The sequence below is a fragment of the Micromonospora lupini genome, from assembly GCF_026342015.1.
Lineage (GTDB): Bacteria > Actinomycetota > Actinomycetes > Mycobacteriales > Micromonosporaceae > Micromonospora > Micromonospora lupini_B.
On the sequence record NZ_JAPENL010000001.1, the window covers coordinates 2,026,298 to 2,042,222 of the forward strand.

General features: G+C 74.0%; 8 protein-coding genes. 5 read left to right on the forward strand and 3 right to left on the reverse strand.

Features of this window, described 5'->3' with window-relative positions:
- Positions 1-9: 9 nt before the first annotated feature.
- From OOJ91_RS08870 to OOJ91_RS08885, 4 genes are read left to right on the forward strand one after another with little or no spacing between them, the layout of a single operon-like run.
- On the forward strand, positions 10-3,201 hold the full coding sequence (locus tag OOJ91_RS08870; RefSeq protein WP_266244160.1) for a DUF6603 domain-containing protein: 3,192 nt from the start codon (positions 10-12) through the stop codon (positions 3,199-3,201).
- Entirely contained in the window at positions 3,198-5,726 is a 2,529-nt protein-coding gene (locus OOJ91_RS08875) for a hypothetical protein (protein ID WP_266244161.1), read from the forward strand. The genes OOJ91_RS08870 and OOJ91_RS08875 overlap by 4 nt, the downstream gene beginning before the upstream one ends.
- Positions 5,723-11,062 carry a hypothetical protein gene (locus tag OOJ91_RS08880; protein WP_266244162.1) on the forward strand — a complete coding sequence of 1,780 codons (5,340 nt, stop codon included), beginning with the start codon at positions 5,723-5,725 and terminating at the stop codon, positions 11,060-11,062. Before OOJ91_RS08875 ends, OOJ91_RS08880 begins: the two co-directional genes overlap by 4 nt.
- A complete protein-coding gene (locus OOJ91_RS08885) occupies positions 11,062-12,741 on the forward strand; it encodes a hypothetical protein (RefSeq protein ID WP_266244163.1) in 1,680 nt (559 codons plus the stop codon). The genes OOJ91_RS08880 and OOJ91_RS08885 overlap by 1 nt, the downstream gene beginning before the upstream one ends.
- A gap of 97 nt (positions 12,742-12,838) precedes the next feature.
- Here the strand turns inward: OOJ91_RS08885 and OOJ91_RS08890 are convergent, their stop codons facing one another.
- The 3 genes from OOJ91_RS08890 to OOJ91_RS08900 all read right to left on the reverse strand — a co-directional run bounded on the left by OOJ91_RS08890 (position 12,839) and on the right by OOJ91_RS08900 (position 15,199).
- A complete protein-coding gene (locus OOJ91_RS08890) occupies positions 12,839-13,144 on the reverse strand; it encodes a hypothetical protein (RefSeq protein WP_266244164.1) in 306 nt (101 codons plus the stop codon).
- Positions 13,145-13,215: 71 nt separating this feature from the next.
- On the reverse strand, positions 13,216-14,637 hold the full coding sequence (locus OOJ91_RS08895) for a dihydrolipoyl dehydrogenase family protein (protein ID WP_266244165.1): 1,422 nt from the start codon (positions 14,635-14,637) through the stop codon (positions 13,216-13,218).
- Between the two features lies 1 nt (position 14,638).
- Positions 14,639-15,199: a hypothetical protein gene (locus OOJ91_RS08900; RefSeq protein WP_266244166.1), complete on the reverse strand. Its 561-nt coding sequence runs from the start codon at positions 15,197-15,199 to the stop codon at positions 14,639-14,641.
- 55 nt (positions 15,200-15,254) lie between these two features.
- Here OOJ91_RS08900 and OOJ91_RS08905 point away from each other — a divergent pair, with 55 nt between their 5' ends.
- Entirely contained in the window at positions 15,255-15,920 is a 666-nt protein-coding gene (locus OOJ91_RS08905) for a TetR/AcrR family transcriptional regulator (RefSeq protein WP_266244167.1), read from the forward strand.
- Positions 15,921-15,925: the final 5 nt, after the last annotated feature.

Here is a 15,925-nt window from a genome sequence, read left to right on the forward strand (position 1 = left end):
AGGGGCACGATGCACGACGCATCGACTTTCGAGCGACTCCTCGACACGATGGGAAGGGCGCTTGCCGCCCTCCCCGAGAACCTCGCGCCGAAACGGTTCCCCCGGTTCCTCATGGAGCTCGGGCTCGACGGCGCGCTGGACCTGTCCGGCGATGCGGTGTTCCAGGGCAAGCTCACCGACGCGTCGCACGCCCTCGACGCGCTGCTGCCCGCGCTCGACGCGCTCTACGACGGCCTCGCCGCGGGCGACGCAGAGCTGACGCTGCGGGCGGGCGGCGACGTTCTCGCCGCCGTGACGGCGGCGACCACGGCGCTGGACTCCGTCGCGGCCGACCTCACACGAGCCGCCGCATCCACCCCGCTCGCGGCCTCGGCGGCGAGCCTGGCCACCGAACTCGTCCCGCGCCTGTTCGAGTTTGCGCTTGTCAGCGAGCTCGAACGCAGTCACCCGACGCTGCTGGCGGTGCTGGAGCTCCTCACCGTCGTCGACCGGACGGTCGTCGAGGTCGGCACCGGTGCGACGGCGGCGCTTGTCATGCGGCGACGCACGCATGTCGACCGTCTCGCGCCGCTGGTCGCCGATCTGCAGGCGGTCCTGCGAACCGGCTATGGATGGGGGACCGAGACGGTCCAATGGGACCTGTTCCTCTGGCGCCTGGGCCAGCTCCTGCACGCGATCGACATCGCGGCGGGCGACCTGCTCGACGGTGACACCGGTCAACAGGTGCTCGGGCTCGACCTGTCCGGCCTCACCGTCGGCATCAGCACCGATCGGCACCCGCCCGGGCTCGCGGCGACGCTGGCGGCGAGCGCGACGGATTCGGCGACGATTCCGCTCTCCGCGCCGTCCCCCGGCTGGCGGGTGGAACTCGCCCTTCAGGGCGCGTACCGGGAAGGTCTTGCCCTGATGTTGTTGCCGCCCGCGCGGCTGCAGCTGGCCGGCGCCGTCCCGCCCGCACCCGGTGGCGTCGCGGTGAAGATCCATGGCACGGCCGCCGACGCCGGGAAGCCATTCGTCCTGCTGGGAATCGGGGGTGCCAGCCGTCTCGAGGCGATGGCCATCGAGGCGTCGATAGGCGGATCGTTCGCGGCCGACGGCTCGGCCGGGGTGACAGTTGATCTCCAGGTCACCGGCGGCGGGCTGGTGCTGTCGTCGAAGGGCGGCGACGGTCTCGTCACCCAGGTCCTCCCGCGGGAGCTGCGCTGCGCCTTCGACTTCGGCTTCAGCTGGTCCAGTGAGCACGGCCTCACCTTCCGCGGTGCCGCGGGTCTCGACGCGACGCTGCCGGTGGGCGTCTTCCTCGACGGGCTCACGGTGCCGGCGATCCATCTGGGTCTGCAGGCCGGCGACCCGGGACTGCGGGCCGAGGTGTCGGCAAGCGTGGGGCTGTCCATCGGTCCCGTCCAGGCTCTGCTGGACCGCGTCGGCATGTCGGCGGTCGTGACGTTCCCCGACAGGGGTGGCAACCTCGGAGTCGCCGATCTGCACGTCGGCTTCAAGCCGCCGTCGGGGCTGGCGCTGACGGTGGACGCCGGGCCGGTGACCGGCGGCGGGGCGCTCGTCCTCGACCCCGCCCGTGGGGTGTACGCGGGCGAGATGCAGCTGCAGTTCGAGCAGATCGCGGTGCGCGCCGTCGGCCTGCTGACGACCGGCCCGTCGGGCTATTCGCTGCTGGTGCTGGTGTCGGCGCAGTTGCCGCCGGTACAGCTCGGGCTCGGGTTCATGCTTGTCGGCGTCGGTGGCCTGCTCGGCATCCATCGCACCGTCGCCGTCGAGGCCCTGCGTGCCGGCCTCAAGGCGGGCACCCTGGGCGCCGTGCTCTCTCCGCCGGACCCGAAGGCCGACCCGGCCCGGCTGATGGCGAGCCTGGCCGGCCTGTTCCCGCCGGCGGCGGGCCGGCACGTGTTCGCGCCGACCGCGCGGATCGTGTGGGGTAGGCCGACGCTGATCACCATCGATCTCGCGCTGGTGTTGGAGCTGCCGTCGCCGGTACGGCTCGTCGCGCTGGGACGGGTACGGGCGCTGCTGCCCGAGGAGAGCGACCCGGTGGTACGCCTCCAGGTCGACGTGCTGGGTGTGATCGACTTCGACCAGCAGAGCGCAGCTGTCGACGCGACGCTCATCGACTCCCGCATCGCCCAGTTCGCGCTCACCGGCGATCTCGCGCTGCGCATGAGCTGGGGCCCGAATCCCACCTTCCTGCTGGCGGTCGGCGGGTTCCATCCACGCTTCGCCGCGCCGCCGGGGTTCCCGGCGCTGGACCGCGTCGCGGTCGCGCTTGCGAGTGGGGACAACCCGAAGCTGCGGCTGGAGGCATACCTCGCGCTGACCTCCAACACTGTGCAATTCGGCGCGCGCGTGGACGTCGGCGCCCGCGCCGGCAGCTTCAGCATCGGCGGCTTCCTGGCCTTCGATGCGCTGGTCACCCTCTCGCCGCTGGCGTTCCACGTCGACATCGCGGCGAAGCTGGCGGTCAAGGCCGGCAGCCACACCTTGTTCGCGATCAATCTCGCGCTCACCCTCACCGGCCCGCGCCCGTGGCACGCGCACGGTCGCGCCTCGTTCTCGATCCTGTTCTTCGACGTCTCGTTCGGGTTCGACCTCACGGTCGGTGACCCCGCGCCCGCCGCGCTGCCGAACCCGGTCGACGTCGGCCCGCTCCTGCTGGCGGCGCTCGCCGACCCGCGCTCCTGGAACGCCCAGCTGCCCGTCGGCGCCGACGTGGTCACGCTGCGCCGACTGGAGCCCGGCCCGGCGATCCTCGCGCACCCGCTGGCGACGCTGCAGGTCCGCCAGCGCGTCGCTCCGCTGGACCGTACCCTGGACCGCTTCGGCGCCGGCGTCCCCAGCGGCGCTCAGCGCTTCCGCATCACCCAGGCCACCATCGGCGGCGTCCGCACCACGCTCACCCCGCTTTCGGACCGCTTCGCGCCCGCGCAGTTCACGGCGATGAGCGACGATGTGAAGCTCTCCGCGCCGTCCTTCGAAGCGATGACCTCCGGTGCCGCGCTCGGCGCCGACGGCTATACCACGGGCGCTCCCGTCACCGTCGGCGTCGTCTACGAACAGGCCCTCGTCACCGCCGAGAACATCACGCCGCCCGGCCACCAGCGGCTCCCGCTCCCACCCGATGTCTTCGCCACCCTCACCGCGCCGACGAGTGCCCCCGCCGCCGCCTTCGCCCTGCGAGATGCCGTATGACCTCTCCCGCGCCCGCCGCGTACACCTTCCTGCCCTGGGTCCAGGGCGGCGTCAGCCGCTCGATCGCCGCCGCGGACGAGCCGGCCGCCACGCTGCCCGCGCGCGTGACCCTGCCCGTGTCGCTGCACCTGGACCCCGCCGGCGACGTGCCGGTGTCCGTGCGCCTCTACGGGCCGGGCGACGTGACAGGCCTGACCGCCGCGCAGATCGTCCGCCGCGACCCGGCACCGGGCACCACCCGCTTCGAGCCCGGCTACCTGCCACAGGTCCAGTTCGCGCGCGCCGACCTCCCCTGGCTGTTCACTCCCGCCGCCCCCGACACGACCAGGACGAGGCTGCGGCCGTGGCTGGTGCTCGTCGCGGTCCGGCGCGGCGCCGCGGCACGCCTGCGGCCCGGCAACCCGCTGCCGGTACTTGAGCTCGACAACCCGGCCGCCGAGCTGCCGGATCTCGCGCAGTCCTGGGCGTGGGCGCACGCGCAGATCACCGGGCTCGCCCCCGGCGTCCGGCCCGCCGACGCCCTCGCCACCGACCCGGGCCGGGCCGGCTCCCGGCTCGTCTGTGCCCGCAAGCTCGAGGCCGGCACCGCCTACCTGGCCTGCCTGGTGCCCGCGTTCGCCGTCGGAGTCCAGGCCGGCCTCGGCCTGCCCGTGCCGGACGAGGCGAAACTGGACCCGGCCTGGGGCGCGACACCGACCGGCCCGCTGCGGCTGCCGGTCTACGACTCCTGGGAGTTCGAGACGGGGCGCGAGGGCAGCTTCGAGACGCTGGTTCGCAGGCTGCATCCGGCGCCGTTCGATGCCACCACGTCACGGCCGCCGGACCTCGACCTGGGCGCCGCCGGCAGCGGCCTGCCCGCCGCAGGGGTGATCGGCGTCCAGAGCGCGTTGCGCGCGCCAGGCCCGGACGACCCCCCGGCGTGGCCGGACACCGCCCGGATGCCGTTCCAGACGGCGCTCGAACGCCTTCTCGGAACAACGGCGCCGGACACGTTGGCGCCGCCGACGTACGGCCAGGTGCAGGCTGGTGTGGGCGGCCTCCCGCCGGCCGGCGCGGAGCCGGCCTGGCTGCGCGAGCTCAACCTCGATCCGCGCCTGCGGGTCGCGGCGGCCGCCGGCACCCGGGTCGTCAAGGACCGCCAGGAACGCCTGATGGCCCGCGCCTGGGAACAGGCCGGTGCCGCCGCCGAGGCCAACGCCGTCCTGCGTGGCTCGCAGCTGGCGCGCGAGCTCGGCGGCGTGGTCATGGACCGGCACCTGACGCCGCTGTCCCCGCCGCAGCTCGTGACCATGACCCGGGCGGCGCACACCCGCATCGCGCTCGGCGGCGGAACCGTGGCCGACGCGCTGCAGGCCAGCCGCATTCCGGCAGCCGCCGCGTCGGGTGCCATGCGCCGCCTCGCCAGCCCGGAGGGGGCGCTCGCGCGCCGGGCCGCGCAGACCCGCCCGGTGGACATGCTCGCCGCCATCGACCAGGTCGCGACGCGGCCGCCGCCGGCGCCGCCGACCGGCATGGTGATCGTGTCCCCCGTCGCCCTGCAAGCCGCCGTCGCCGTGCCGGCCGCCGTGGACACCCGGCCGGCGATCTCCGCAGACGTGCTGCGCGCCCAGCTTCTCGAGCGCCTCGCGCCCGAGAAGACCGTGCTGGCGCGGGCGATGGCCCGCGTGGCCGCCCCCGCGGACACCTGGACGCGGCCCGATCCGCTGGCCCCGGCGGCCATCGCACCTCGCTTCCCCGAGCCGATGTTCGACGGCCTCCAGCGGGTGGCGCCGTGGTTGTTCCTCCCCGGCGTCGAGGACGTCGAGGCCGACGGCGTGGCGCTGCTGGAGACGACGCCGAAGGTCATCGAGGCGTACCTGGCCGGGCTGAACCACGAGTTCAGCCGGGAACTGCTGTGGCGGGAGTTCCCCGGCGTGCTCACCGGCACGGCGTTCCGCCAGTTCTGGGACGTCAGCGGTCGGCCCGGCGATGCCGAGGCACTCGCCGACATCCCGCCGATCGCCCGGTGGGCCGGTACGCCTCTCGGGCGGCACCTGCGAGGCGGCAGCGGCCAGCTCGTCCTGCTCGTGCGCGGCGAGTTGCTGCGACGCTACCCGACCACCACGATCTACGCCGCGCAGGCGACCGGGGCGGGCGCGCTGGACGCGACGACGCGGCTACAGCCCATGTTCCGCGCCGCGCTGCCGCCGGACATCGTGCTTGTGGGTTTCGGGCTGAGCGAGGAGGCGGCCCTCGCCGCGCCGGGCTGGTACTTCGTCTTCGAGCAGTACCCCGGCGAGCCGCGGTTCGGCTTCGACGAGGTCGCCGGCCCCGGCGTCCCGGCCACCCCGGACGCGCTGGCCTGGGCGCACGTGCCGGTCACCGCATCCGGGCACGCCGACGTGAGTAAGCCGTTGCTGTCGGCGTCCGCAGGGCTGCAGGCCCAGTGGGGCAAGAACGCTGCCACCACTGCGTTCGTGACCTTCCAGCAGCCGTTCCGGATCGCCATGCACGCCTCGCGCCTGATTGCCCGGAGGACCACATGACCGACCTGGCGGCCATCGCCGCGGCGCGCGCCACGGGCCGCGCGGCCGAGGCCGACGCTCTCACCCTGGCCGACCAACTCGTCGCCGCCAAGGCCGATCGCGCGCGGCTGCGCGGCGACCTCGCGCAGCTGCCCGGCCGCGTCGCCGCGCTGCAGAACGCGGTCGCCGAGGCCCAGGCGCGGGTGGTGGCGGCGACGCAGTCGTGGGACTCGATCAACGCGCAGGCCGCGCCCGTCCGGGCCGCGGCGGCCGCCGCCCACACCGCCGCCCAGAGCGCGCAGAGCCGGTGGGACAGCGCCCTTGAGTGGCTGGCGGAGGTCCAGCGGGAGCACGAGTCGGCGGCCGTGATCGCCGCCGCGCAACGGGCCGCGTTCAACGCACAGCAGACCGCGCTCGCCGCGCGCAACCAGGCCGCGACGGCGGACGCCGCGGCGGCGGCGTTCGACGCGCCGATCGCCGCCGCGGCCACCGAGCTTCAGGCGGCGCAGGCAGAGCTCGCCGGCGCCCAGCAGCAGCTCGCCGCGGCTCAACAGCAGCTCGCCGCCGCGCAGGCGCGCCAGGCGGGGGTCGAGGCGCTGCCCGGAACGCTTACCGCCGCCATCGCCACGCAGCGTACGAAGGTGACCGCCGCCTGGCAGCAGTGGGACGCCCTGATCGGCGCCGCGCTCACCGCCATCGCCGGCGCGGCCCCGACCGACGTCGAGCGCCTGCGCGGCGAGCTCATCGCCGGCGACAGCCCCGACGACCTGGTCGCGCTGCTCGCCGCCGACGTACCGCTGGCGCTGCTGCCGGTACGGCTCGAGACCCGCTTCGACGGCACCGACCTGCTGGTGCGCGTCTACCCCGACACGCTTCACGTCGACACCCACGAACCGGAGCTGACCGCCGAAGAGCTCGCGTGGGGCAAGGCGTACCTCGAACGCGAGACGGCGAGCGGCGTGACGGCTCCCGCGACCCTCGAGGCCTGGCGCGCGTTGATGACCCGCTTCGGGTCGCCGCGGGCGGCCTGGATCGCCCACGCCGCGGCCGCGCCGGTGCCGCCCCAGCGCGCCGAGGCGTGGACGCGCGCAGCGCGGACGAATGTGCTGCCCGACCGTTGGGTCGCGCTTGGCTACCGCGGCGGCGCCCGTCAGTTCGCCACGCTCGGGCGCCCGATCGCGGACACCCTGGCCCTCGGTCCGGACCCCCACGACACCGCAGCGGGCGATCCCGCGGCACCGCTCGGGCCGGCCGCGCAGTGGCTCGTGGACTTCGATCGTGCCGTCGAGCGCGGCATGGCGCTGCGCATTCCGCTCGGCGCGGCCTCCACCGGCCTCGACCGGCTCCTGGTGCTCGGCGTCCGCGTCACCGCCGACGGCACCGAGGGCGCGCGGCGGCTGTCCGCGCTGCTCGACGCCCATCACTACACCGACGGACTCTCGCTCATCCCCCCGGGCGCGCCGACCAACAACACCGAAAGTGTGCGCTCGGGGTGGATGCCCGCCGGCGGTGACCCGGCCGTGAGCCTGCGCAACGAACGCGGCGCCGCGCTCACCACACCGAACTCGGACGGCGCGGTGCTGACCCGCGCGCTCGGGATCGCCACCGACCCGCTCGGCCACGTCGACGGCGCCGGGGGCGGCGCGGTCGGGCTGGAGCGCCTGATGCGCGTGGCGCTCTGGCCGGTGACGTGGGGCTACGCGCTCGAGCACCTGCTCGGTCCGATCTCCGACGACGCCGTCGCCCTCGCCCGCGGGCACTTCCTGACCAACGTGGCGGCCGGCGGCGGGTTGCCAGTCGTGCGGGTCGGCCGCCAGCCGTACGGTGTGCTGGCCGCGACCTCGCTCGCACAGTGGCGGCTGCTCGACCCGCCCGACCTCGACGCGCTGATGGTGCCGCTGCTCACCGGTCTCGCCCCCGCCTGGCGCGCCGCGCTGGACCGGGTGCCGTCCGTCCGGCCCGGCGTGGACCTCGGCGCGGTGCTGGCCGGCAGTGTGGCCATGAGCCCGGTGTCGGTCCACTATGCCGCTCGCGTCGTCACCCGCCCGGCACCCGACTTCGGCACGATCCTGCGCGTCGCCCAGGCCCTCGCGCCGATCCGGGCACTCGGCCTGACGCTCGACCCGGCACTCGCCGTGGCCGTGTTCGACAGGCAGTTCGCCGCGCTCACCGGCCCACTGGTCGCCGATGCGCCGTCGGAGACCGCGGCGGTCCCTGCGGCCCAGAACTACATCCGCTGGCTCGTCCTGAGCGGACTCGACGCCGTGCGATCCAGTCCCCCGCCGGCCGGCGCGAACACGCTGTTGTTCGCGCTGCTGCGCCACGCGCTGCTGCGTGCGTACGCGACGGCCGCGCTGCGCATCGTCCGCGCCCGAGGGCTGGCGCAGCCGGGAGAGGGCGACGAGCCGGGCCTGGCCGCCGGGGTGCCGCCGTCGCCATGGACGCGCCTCGCCGCGCCGCTGGACGGCGTCACCGCCGCCGGCCAGACACTGGCTCAGCACATCGACGCGCTGCGGGCCGTCAACAGCGCCGCCGGTTCGCCCGCCGCCGCCCAGCTCACCGAGCTGATGGAGGTGCACGGGGCGCTGCGCCAACTGCTGTCCGTCCCGAGCGCCGCGCTCGCGCGGATGACCGCCGGCGTGCTGGACCTCGCGTCGCACCGGCTCGACGCCTGGGGCACCGCGCAGGCCTCGCGCCGGCTGGCGACGCTGCGAACGCGCAAGGCGGGCGTACGCCTCGGCGGGTACGGGGTGGTGGAGAACCTCCGCCCGGCGAGCACCCCGACGGCGAGCAAGGGCTACATCCACGCGCCCTCACTCGGCCAGGCAGCCACCGCGGCCGTGTTGCGCTCCGGGCACCTCGCCCACCTCTCCGACGTCGGCGCGCCGCTGGCCGTCGACCTCTCGTCGCGCCGCGTGCGCGTCGCGCTCTCGGTGCTCGACGGCGTACGAGCCGGCCAGCCGCTCGGCGCAGTCCTCGGCTACCGCCTGGAGCGCGGTCTGCACGACAACCACGCCGAGCTCGTGCTGGACCGCTACATCGCGGCGCTGCGCGGGCTCGCTCCCCTCGACGCGCTGACGGCGGCCGAGCACGACCTGAACGCGGCGCAGGACCGGCAGGCCGGGGCTGCCCAGGTGTTCGGCTGGCTGCAGGCACAGGACCAACAGGCCAAGGCGGCCGACCTCGCACTCCAGGGGCAGGTCGCGTCCGCGCAGACGGCGCTCACCGCGGCGCAGACCAGCGCGGCGTCGCTCGGCGGGCAGCTGGAATCGGCACAGAATCACCTCGAGTGGCTGCAGGAGCACCGACCCGGTGGCTTTCCCTCGATCCTGATCTGGCGCGACGACGTCAGCGCCACCGAGGCGACCATCAACGCGTTGCGGCCCCAGGTCGCCGCGGCGAACGCCGCGGTCGTCACCGCCACGACCACCCTGGCCCAACTGCACGCCCAGCAGCAGGCCTCCGCAGCGCTGGTCGCCGCGCTGGAGCAGCAGGTCGGCGACCAGCAGGCCGCGGTGGACGCCGCCAACGCCGCCGTGACGGCCGCCCAGGCGCACGTGGACGACCTGCGCGCACACGAGCCGCCCGTGTCGGAGGCGCTGCGGGCGAACAACGTCGCCGACGGGCTCGGCCTGCGGCGGCGCTGGCGCGCGGGGACCGCCGCGAACCTGTGGAACGACACCACGATCCCGTTCGGCAGCGCCGGCCTGCCCGGGCGGACGACGCCTGAGGGTCAGGCGGTCGAGGCCGAGCTGCGCGCGCTCGACGACACCGTCGACGCGCTCGCCGACCTGCTCACAGCCGAGAGCGTCCACCATGCGGTGCAGGGCAACGCGCAACGCGCCGGCGCCACAGTCGACGCACTCTCGCGCGGGGACGCCACCGCGCCCGACGTGGAGGTCGTGCGCACGCCGCGCAGCGGGACCGCCGTCACGCATCGCCTGCTCGCGCTCGCCGACGCGCCCGCGGGCAGCGGCTGGCCCACGGACGCCACCCAGGTACGCGCGAAGGTCGAGCCCGCCCTCGAGGCCTGGGCGGGCAGCCTGCTCGGCCCGGCGAGCCGCGTACTCATTCGGGTGCGCTCGGGGACGACGGTGTCCACCACCGACCTGAGCGTGCTGAAGCTCTCGGCGCTCGACGCCCTTGCGCTGAGCCCGGCCGGCGGGCCCACCGGGCAGACGGAGGTCGAGCAGGCGCTGAGCGCCCGCCTCGGCGGCCCGCTGGTGCCGGACCGCGACCCGACGTGGACGCCGGCCCAGCTTTCGCTCGCCGAGTTCCTCGAACTCGCGCGCGCGGCCCGCGAGCTGATCGAGGGTGCGCGGCCGCTGGACGCGCGCGACCTCGCGCTGCCCGGACCCACGACCGACCCCGGGATCGACCTGGCCGACCTGGCCGCGCGGGCCGCCATCGCCACCGGCGCGCTCGCGGACACGCGTACCAAGCTCTCCGCGGCGCTCGCCGGCGGACCTCCGGACGCGCTGCGAGCCGCCCTCGCCCGCGCCGCGAAGCTGGGCGTCAGCACGCCGCCGGAAGCGGCCGGCGCCGCCCTCGCCGAGCTCGACCGCCGTGCCGCGGCGGTAGCGGCGGCGAGCACCGACGCCGCGCGGGTCGCCGCCGCGCTGGGTGACGGCTTCCGGCTGCTGCCGCGCGTCACCGCCGGCGCCGCGGCCGAGTTCGTGGGGTCGCTGGCCGACAGCGCGCCGCTGCAGGGCGGCGACCCGCTGGCGTCGGTCACCTGGCTGCAGCGGGCCGCGCACGTGCGCGAGGGCGCCTCTCGGCTGGAAACCGCGCTGATGTACGGCGAGGCCACCGCCGGCGGCCAGCCGATGCGCCTGCGGGTCGCCCAACTGCCGCGGCGGGCCGGTGACCGCTGGGTCGGCCTGCCGGCGACGACCCAGCAGCCGATCGGGTCGGGCCGGCTGTCACTCGTCGTGCAGTCCGCCGCCGCCGCACCGCCTGCCGCCGGTGCGTCCGTCGCCGGGCTGGTCGTCGACGAGTGGACGGAGGTCGTCCCCGACCGTACGCAGGTGACCGGCCTCAGCTTCCACGTCGACCAGCCCGACGCCCGCGCGCCGCAGGCGATTCTGCTGGCCGTCCCGCCGACCGAGGCGCACGTCTGGAGCCTTCCCGCGCTCGAGGCGACGGTGCTGGAGACACTCGAGCTGGCCCGGTTGCGGCTGGTCGACGGCGAGGCGTTGGCCGCCGGTCCCACCGGGGCTCCGCCTCCCGGCCCGCCGCCGCTGCCGCTCGGGCAGTACCTGCCGGCGATCTACCTGGCCTCCGCGCCCGCGTCGGACACGGTGACCACCGACCTCGGGCACGTGGCCGCCACGACCGTCGCACAAGGGGGTACCTGATGGCCGTCGAGCCGACACGCTGGGCCCGGCTGGAGCCCGCCGCCCGCGACCCGGAGCTCGCGCCGGGCCTGGAGGCGCGCGTCCACGATCCGCTCTGGCTGCTGGGACGCCAGTGGCAGTTCGGCGAGTTCGCCGCGAGCGACGCCGGCAGCGCGATCCTCGCGCAGGTCACGGCGTCGGTCGCGCCGCTGAGCAAGCTGCGGCCGGGCCGGCTCACGCCGACCCCACGCATCGGCAACTACTCGGCCACGGCGATGCCGTTGGAGGCGCTCGTGGAGGCCGACGACATCCACGCCGCACCGACCGCGCGCATGCGCGTCCGCGCGGGACAGCACTTCGAGCGACTGCTCGCCACGCGCAGCCTCGGCACGTACGTGAGCGGCTACCGCACCGCCTATCCGATCGCGGCGACACCCGACCCCGGCGACTCGCCCAGCCGGCGCTTCCTGATCATGGTGGCGGGCCGCGCCATCGACGGCGAGAAGCTGTACCGCGACCTCAAGACATCGCTGCGGGCGACGCCGCCCGCGCTGCCCGCCACCCCGGTGATCCCCGCGGCAGACGCCGCCGCCGTGACCGTGGCGGCGCAGGCCTGGGTGACGTGGATGGACGCGCTCGTGTTCACCGGCTCCGGTGCGCCCGCCGCCTGGATGCCCGACCGCCTGGAGTACGCGTTCGGTACGGCATCCGCGGACGGGATCACGCTCGAAGCCGCCGAGTACTCCGACGGGCGGCTGGACTGGCACGCGTTCGACGCCACCGGCACGCCGGCCGTCCCGCCGGTGGGGCGCGGCACGCTCGGCCCGGTGACCGTCGTCCCGGCCGCCGTCACCTACCCCGGCATGCCGGCTCCGCGACTGTGGGAGTTCGAGGACGGGCGCGTCAACTTCGGGGCTGTCGACGCGCACCCCGAAGACCTGGGACGCCTCCTGCTGGCCGGCTTCGGGCTCATCTACGGCGCCGACTGGTTGCTCGTCCCGCTCGAGGCCGCGATCGGCAGCGTCGTGCGGATCACGCGGCTCGACGTGCGCGACACGTTCGGTCGCACCACCACGGTCGGGCCGACCGCCCCGGCCGGCGACTGGGGCATGTTCGGCCTGTCGCGCGCGGACGGGACGCCGGACACCGCCCTGCTGCTCGCGCCCACGCTCGCCGCGAGCGTTCAGGGCCGCGATCTGGAAGATGTCCTACTGCTGCGCGACGAGGCGGCGAACCTCGCCTGGGCGATCGAACGGATTACCGAGGGCGAGGACGGCCGTCCGGCCGATCGTGCGCAGGCGGCCTACGAGGCGGCCCCCGCCGACCCACCGCCGGGGGCCGCCGGCACGCTGCCGTACCGCCTGCGCACCGACCCGCCGGCACACTGGTTCCCGCTCCTGCCGCAACGCCGGCTGCCCACCGACCCGTCGATGAGCTTCCGACTCGGCGCCATCCCGCGCCAGCAGCCCGCCGCGCCGCTGCGCCCGCGGGGCCGGCTGCTGGCCCCGATGGTCAAGGACCCGAGCCTCAGGCTCCGCGAGGAGGAGGTCCCGCGCGAAGGCGCACGGGCGACCCGCGCCTACCAGCTCGCCCGTTGGATCGACGGAACCACGCTGCTCTGGCTCGGCAGGCGCAAGAGCGTCGGGCGCGGGGAGGGCTCCAGCGGCCTGCGCTTCGACACCGCCGACCCGCCCGCCTGAGTCCCGGGCCCGGCGGCTCCACCGGGGGCCGGCATGCCTCCGGCTACGGATAGAGGCGGATCAGCTTTTCTGCCTAAGCCCCGGGAACTCGTGATCCTTACGCCTGCTCGATGTCCGAGAACAGCCCCTTGAACGTGACCTGCGTCCCCACGAGGGTGCCGAAGACATCAGCGGCAACTGTTGTCGCGACCGCTGCGGAGGCGTCCTCGTAGCTGTCGAAGTAGAGGTCGAGCGTCCGGTAGGCGGGGGTAGCGGTGCCATCCTCCTTCGGCCACACTTTCGCAGACTCGAGTCGCCGCAGCTTCGGGAACTTCGCTGCGGCAGCCTTCACGTCCGCGTAGGCCCGCTCGAAGTCGTCGGGGCTCGCAGGGTTATCGATGACGATAGTGATCTTGGTGGGCAAGGGGTTCTCCTCGAAGTGAAAAAAATGTTCGTTCTATCGAACAGCGCCGGGACGAGCGGCTCGGTTCACCGTCAGCGGCCGTAGGTCTCCAACAGCCGCAGCCACACCTCGCTGACAGTCGGGTAGGCCGGAACCGCGTGCCACAGCCGGTCCAGCGGGACCTCGCCGACGATGGCGATCGTCGCGGCATGGATGAGTTCCGCGACGTCCGGGCCGGCGAGGGTGCAGCCGATGATCACCTTTCGGTCCTCGTCGACGACCATGCGGGCGTGTCCCTTGTAGCCATCGGCGTGCAGGGAAGCTCCGGCGACTGCCGCGAGGTCGTAGTCCACGACCCGGATCCGTAGCCCAGCGGCCTCGGCCGCAGCCGCGGTCAGCCCGACCGACGCGATCTCCGGGTCGGTGAAGACCACCTGCGGCACCGCACGCTCATCGGCCGTCGCCACGTGCCGGCCCCACCTGCCGTCCTCGACCTTCTCACCCTTCGCCCGGGCCACGATCACGTCGCCCACCGCCCGTGCCTGGTACTTGCCCTGATGGGTCAGCAGCACCCGCCGGTTCACATCGCCGGCAGCGTACAACCACTCCCCGCCACCCACGACGCGCAGCGTGTCGTCGACCGCCAGCCAGGCACCCGGCGCCAACCCGACCCGGTCGAGGCCGATGTCCTCGGTGTTCGGTGTACGACCGATCGCCACCAACACCTCGTCGGCCTCGACCCGCTCACCGGAGCCGGTCTTGATGTGGAGGGTGCCGCTGTCGTCGCGGCGGACGGACACGGCCTCCGCGCCGAGGCGTACCGACACACCGGCCTCGCGCAACGACTCCGTGACCAGCTCACCGGCGAACGGCTCCGCCGACGGCAACACGCCATCGCGGGCCAGCACCGTCACCGAGGATCCCAGGGCGGCGAACGCGGTGGCCATCTCGGCCGCCACCACACCACCACCGATGATGGCGAGTCGGCGGGGAACCGACCGGGCCGAAGCCGCCTCGCGGCTGGACCAGGGCGCCGCCTCGCGTAGCCCCGGGATATCCGGCAACAGGGCGCTGCTGCCGGTCGCGACGACCACCGCGTGCCGCGCGGTCAGCGTCGTGGTGACACCGTCGACGCCTGTCACCTCGACGACCCGGGCGGAGCCGATCCGCCCGTGGCCGCGGTGCAGGGCGATGCCGGCCGACTCCAGCCAGGACACCTGCCCGTCGTCCTGCCAGTGCGACGCGAAGGAGTCCCGTCGGGCGAGCACCGCAGCCGCGTCCAGGTTTCCGGTCACCGCTTCACGGGCTCCCGGCAGTTGGCGGGCCGCCCGCAACGCGGACGCGCTGCGCAGCAACGCCTTGGTCGGCATGCACGCCCAGTACGAGCATTCACCACCGACCAACTCCCGCTCGACGATCGCGGCGGTCAGCCCGCCCTGCACGACCCGATCGGCCACGTTCTCACCGACCGGACCGGCACCAATCACGATGACGTCGTACTCGGTTGTGGTCATTTCAGTTGCCCTTCGCGGCGCGGCCGAGGCGGATGGCGGCGATGAGGAAGAAGATGGCACCGGGAATGGCGTAGCCAGCAGCGTTGGTCAGCGACGGGTTGTCCGCGGAAGCACCGGCGATGAAGAACCCACCGGCCAGAACCGAGATGCCGCCACTGATGATCATCGGCCACTGGCCGCCCATCTTGCGACGAGTGACCCCCACGATCAACTGAACCAGACCAGCCACGACCGCCCAAGCGCCCCAGACTCGCAGGACGGCGGGAATACCGGACGCCCCGGCGACACCCACGCCGACCGCCGTGACCAGGCTTACCGCGATGTTCACGTACAGCAGGGTCGGCGCGCCCGTGGCCCGCGACGAACGGAGGTCGTAGATGGCGGCGCCCACGTCGAACAGCGGGTAGAGCACGAACAGCGTCACCGCGAGCGGGCCGATCTCCTTGGCGGTGGCGATCGTCACGAGTGCCCACACGATGGCGAACGCGAAGCGGACGAAGTACAGCCGCCGCAGCGCGGAAGCCGTCTGGGAAATACCGGGCGAAGCAGCGATGGTGGTCACGGGTGACCCTTTCAGCGGAGGGGTTAGAGAGACCGATCGTTCTGTCTTGTCGAGCATGACAGAAGCGACGCGCATCGTCAAGACCGAACGTTCTATCCGCTACGATGACGATATGACGCCCACCGCACCCGGTGCTCGGCCCTCCGAGGCGCGCCGCCGGCTCCTCACCACGGCAACCAGGATCTTCTACTCGGAGGGCATCCATTCCGTCGGCGTAGATCGGATCATCGCCGAGGCGAAGGTGACCCGGGCCACCTTCTACCGGCACTTCCCCAGCAAGGACGATCTCATCCTGGCCTACCTTCGTGAGGTGCATGAGATGGATCGCGGCGCGGTCGACACGGTCATCACCACCACCTCACGGCCGGTCGGCCCACTCCTGGCCATTGCCAACTCCATCGCGCAGAGCATCCAGTCCCCGGGGTTTCGAGGATGCGCGTTTCTGAATGCTGCGGCGGAGTATCCCGACACGGAACATCCCGTGCGTCAGGAGATCGTCGCCCACCGGCAATGGTTCCTGGACACGCTCACCACGCTGATGGCGCAGGTCCAGGAGGAGACGGCAGAGTCCGCCGCGCGTCACTTCGTCATGCTCCGCGACGGCGCCATGGCAGCCGGATGCCTCTTCGACCCCGCGAAGGTGTCCGAGACCTTCCTCCGCGGCGTCGAAGGACTTCTCCGGATCACTGCCGAGCGCCAGCCGACCGAATCCGAGGGCTAGTACGG

Coding starts and splice junctions, on each gene's coding strand:
- OOJ91_RS08905 (WP_266244167.1), top strand. CDS start 15,255: ATGACAGAAGCGACGCGCATCGTCAAGACCGAACGTTCTATCCGCTAC.
- OOJ91_RS08885 (WP_266244163.1), top strand. CDS start 11,062: ATGGCCGTCGAGCCGACACGCTGGGCCCGGCTGGAGCCCGCCGCCCGC.
- OOJ91_RS08895 (WP_266244165.1), bottom strand. CDS start 14,637: ATGACCACAACCGAGTACGACGTCATCGTGATTGGTGCCGGTCCGGTC.
- OOJ91_RS08880 (WP_266244162.1), top strand. CDS start 5,723: ATGACCGACCTGGCGGCCATCGCCGCGGCGCGCGCCACGGGCCGCGCG.
- OOJ91_RS08870 (WP_266244160.1), top strand. CDS start 10: ATGCACGACGCATCGACTTTCGAGCGACTCCTCGACACGATGGGAAGG.
- OOJ91_RS08875 (WP_266244161.1), top strand. CDS start 3,198: ATGACCTCTCCCGCGCCCGCCGCGTACACCTTCCTGCCCTGGGTCCAG.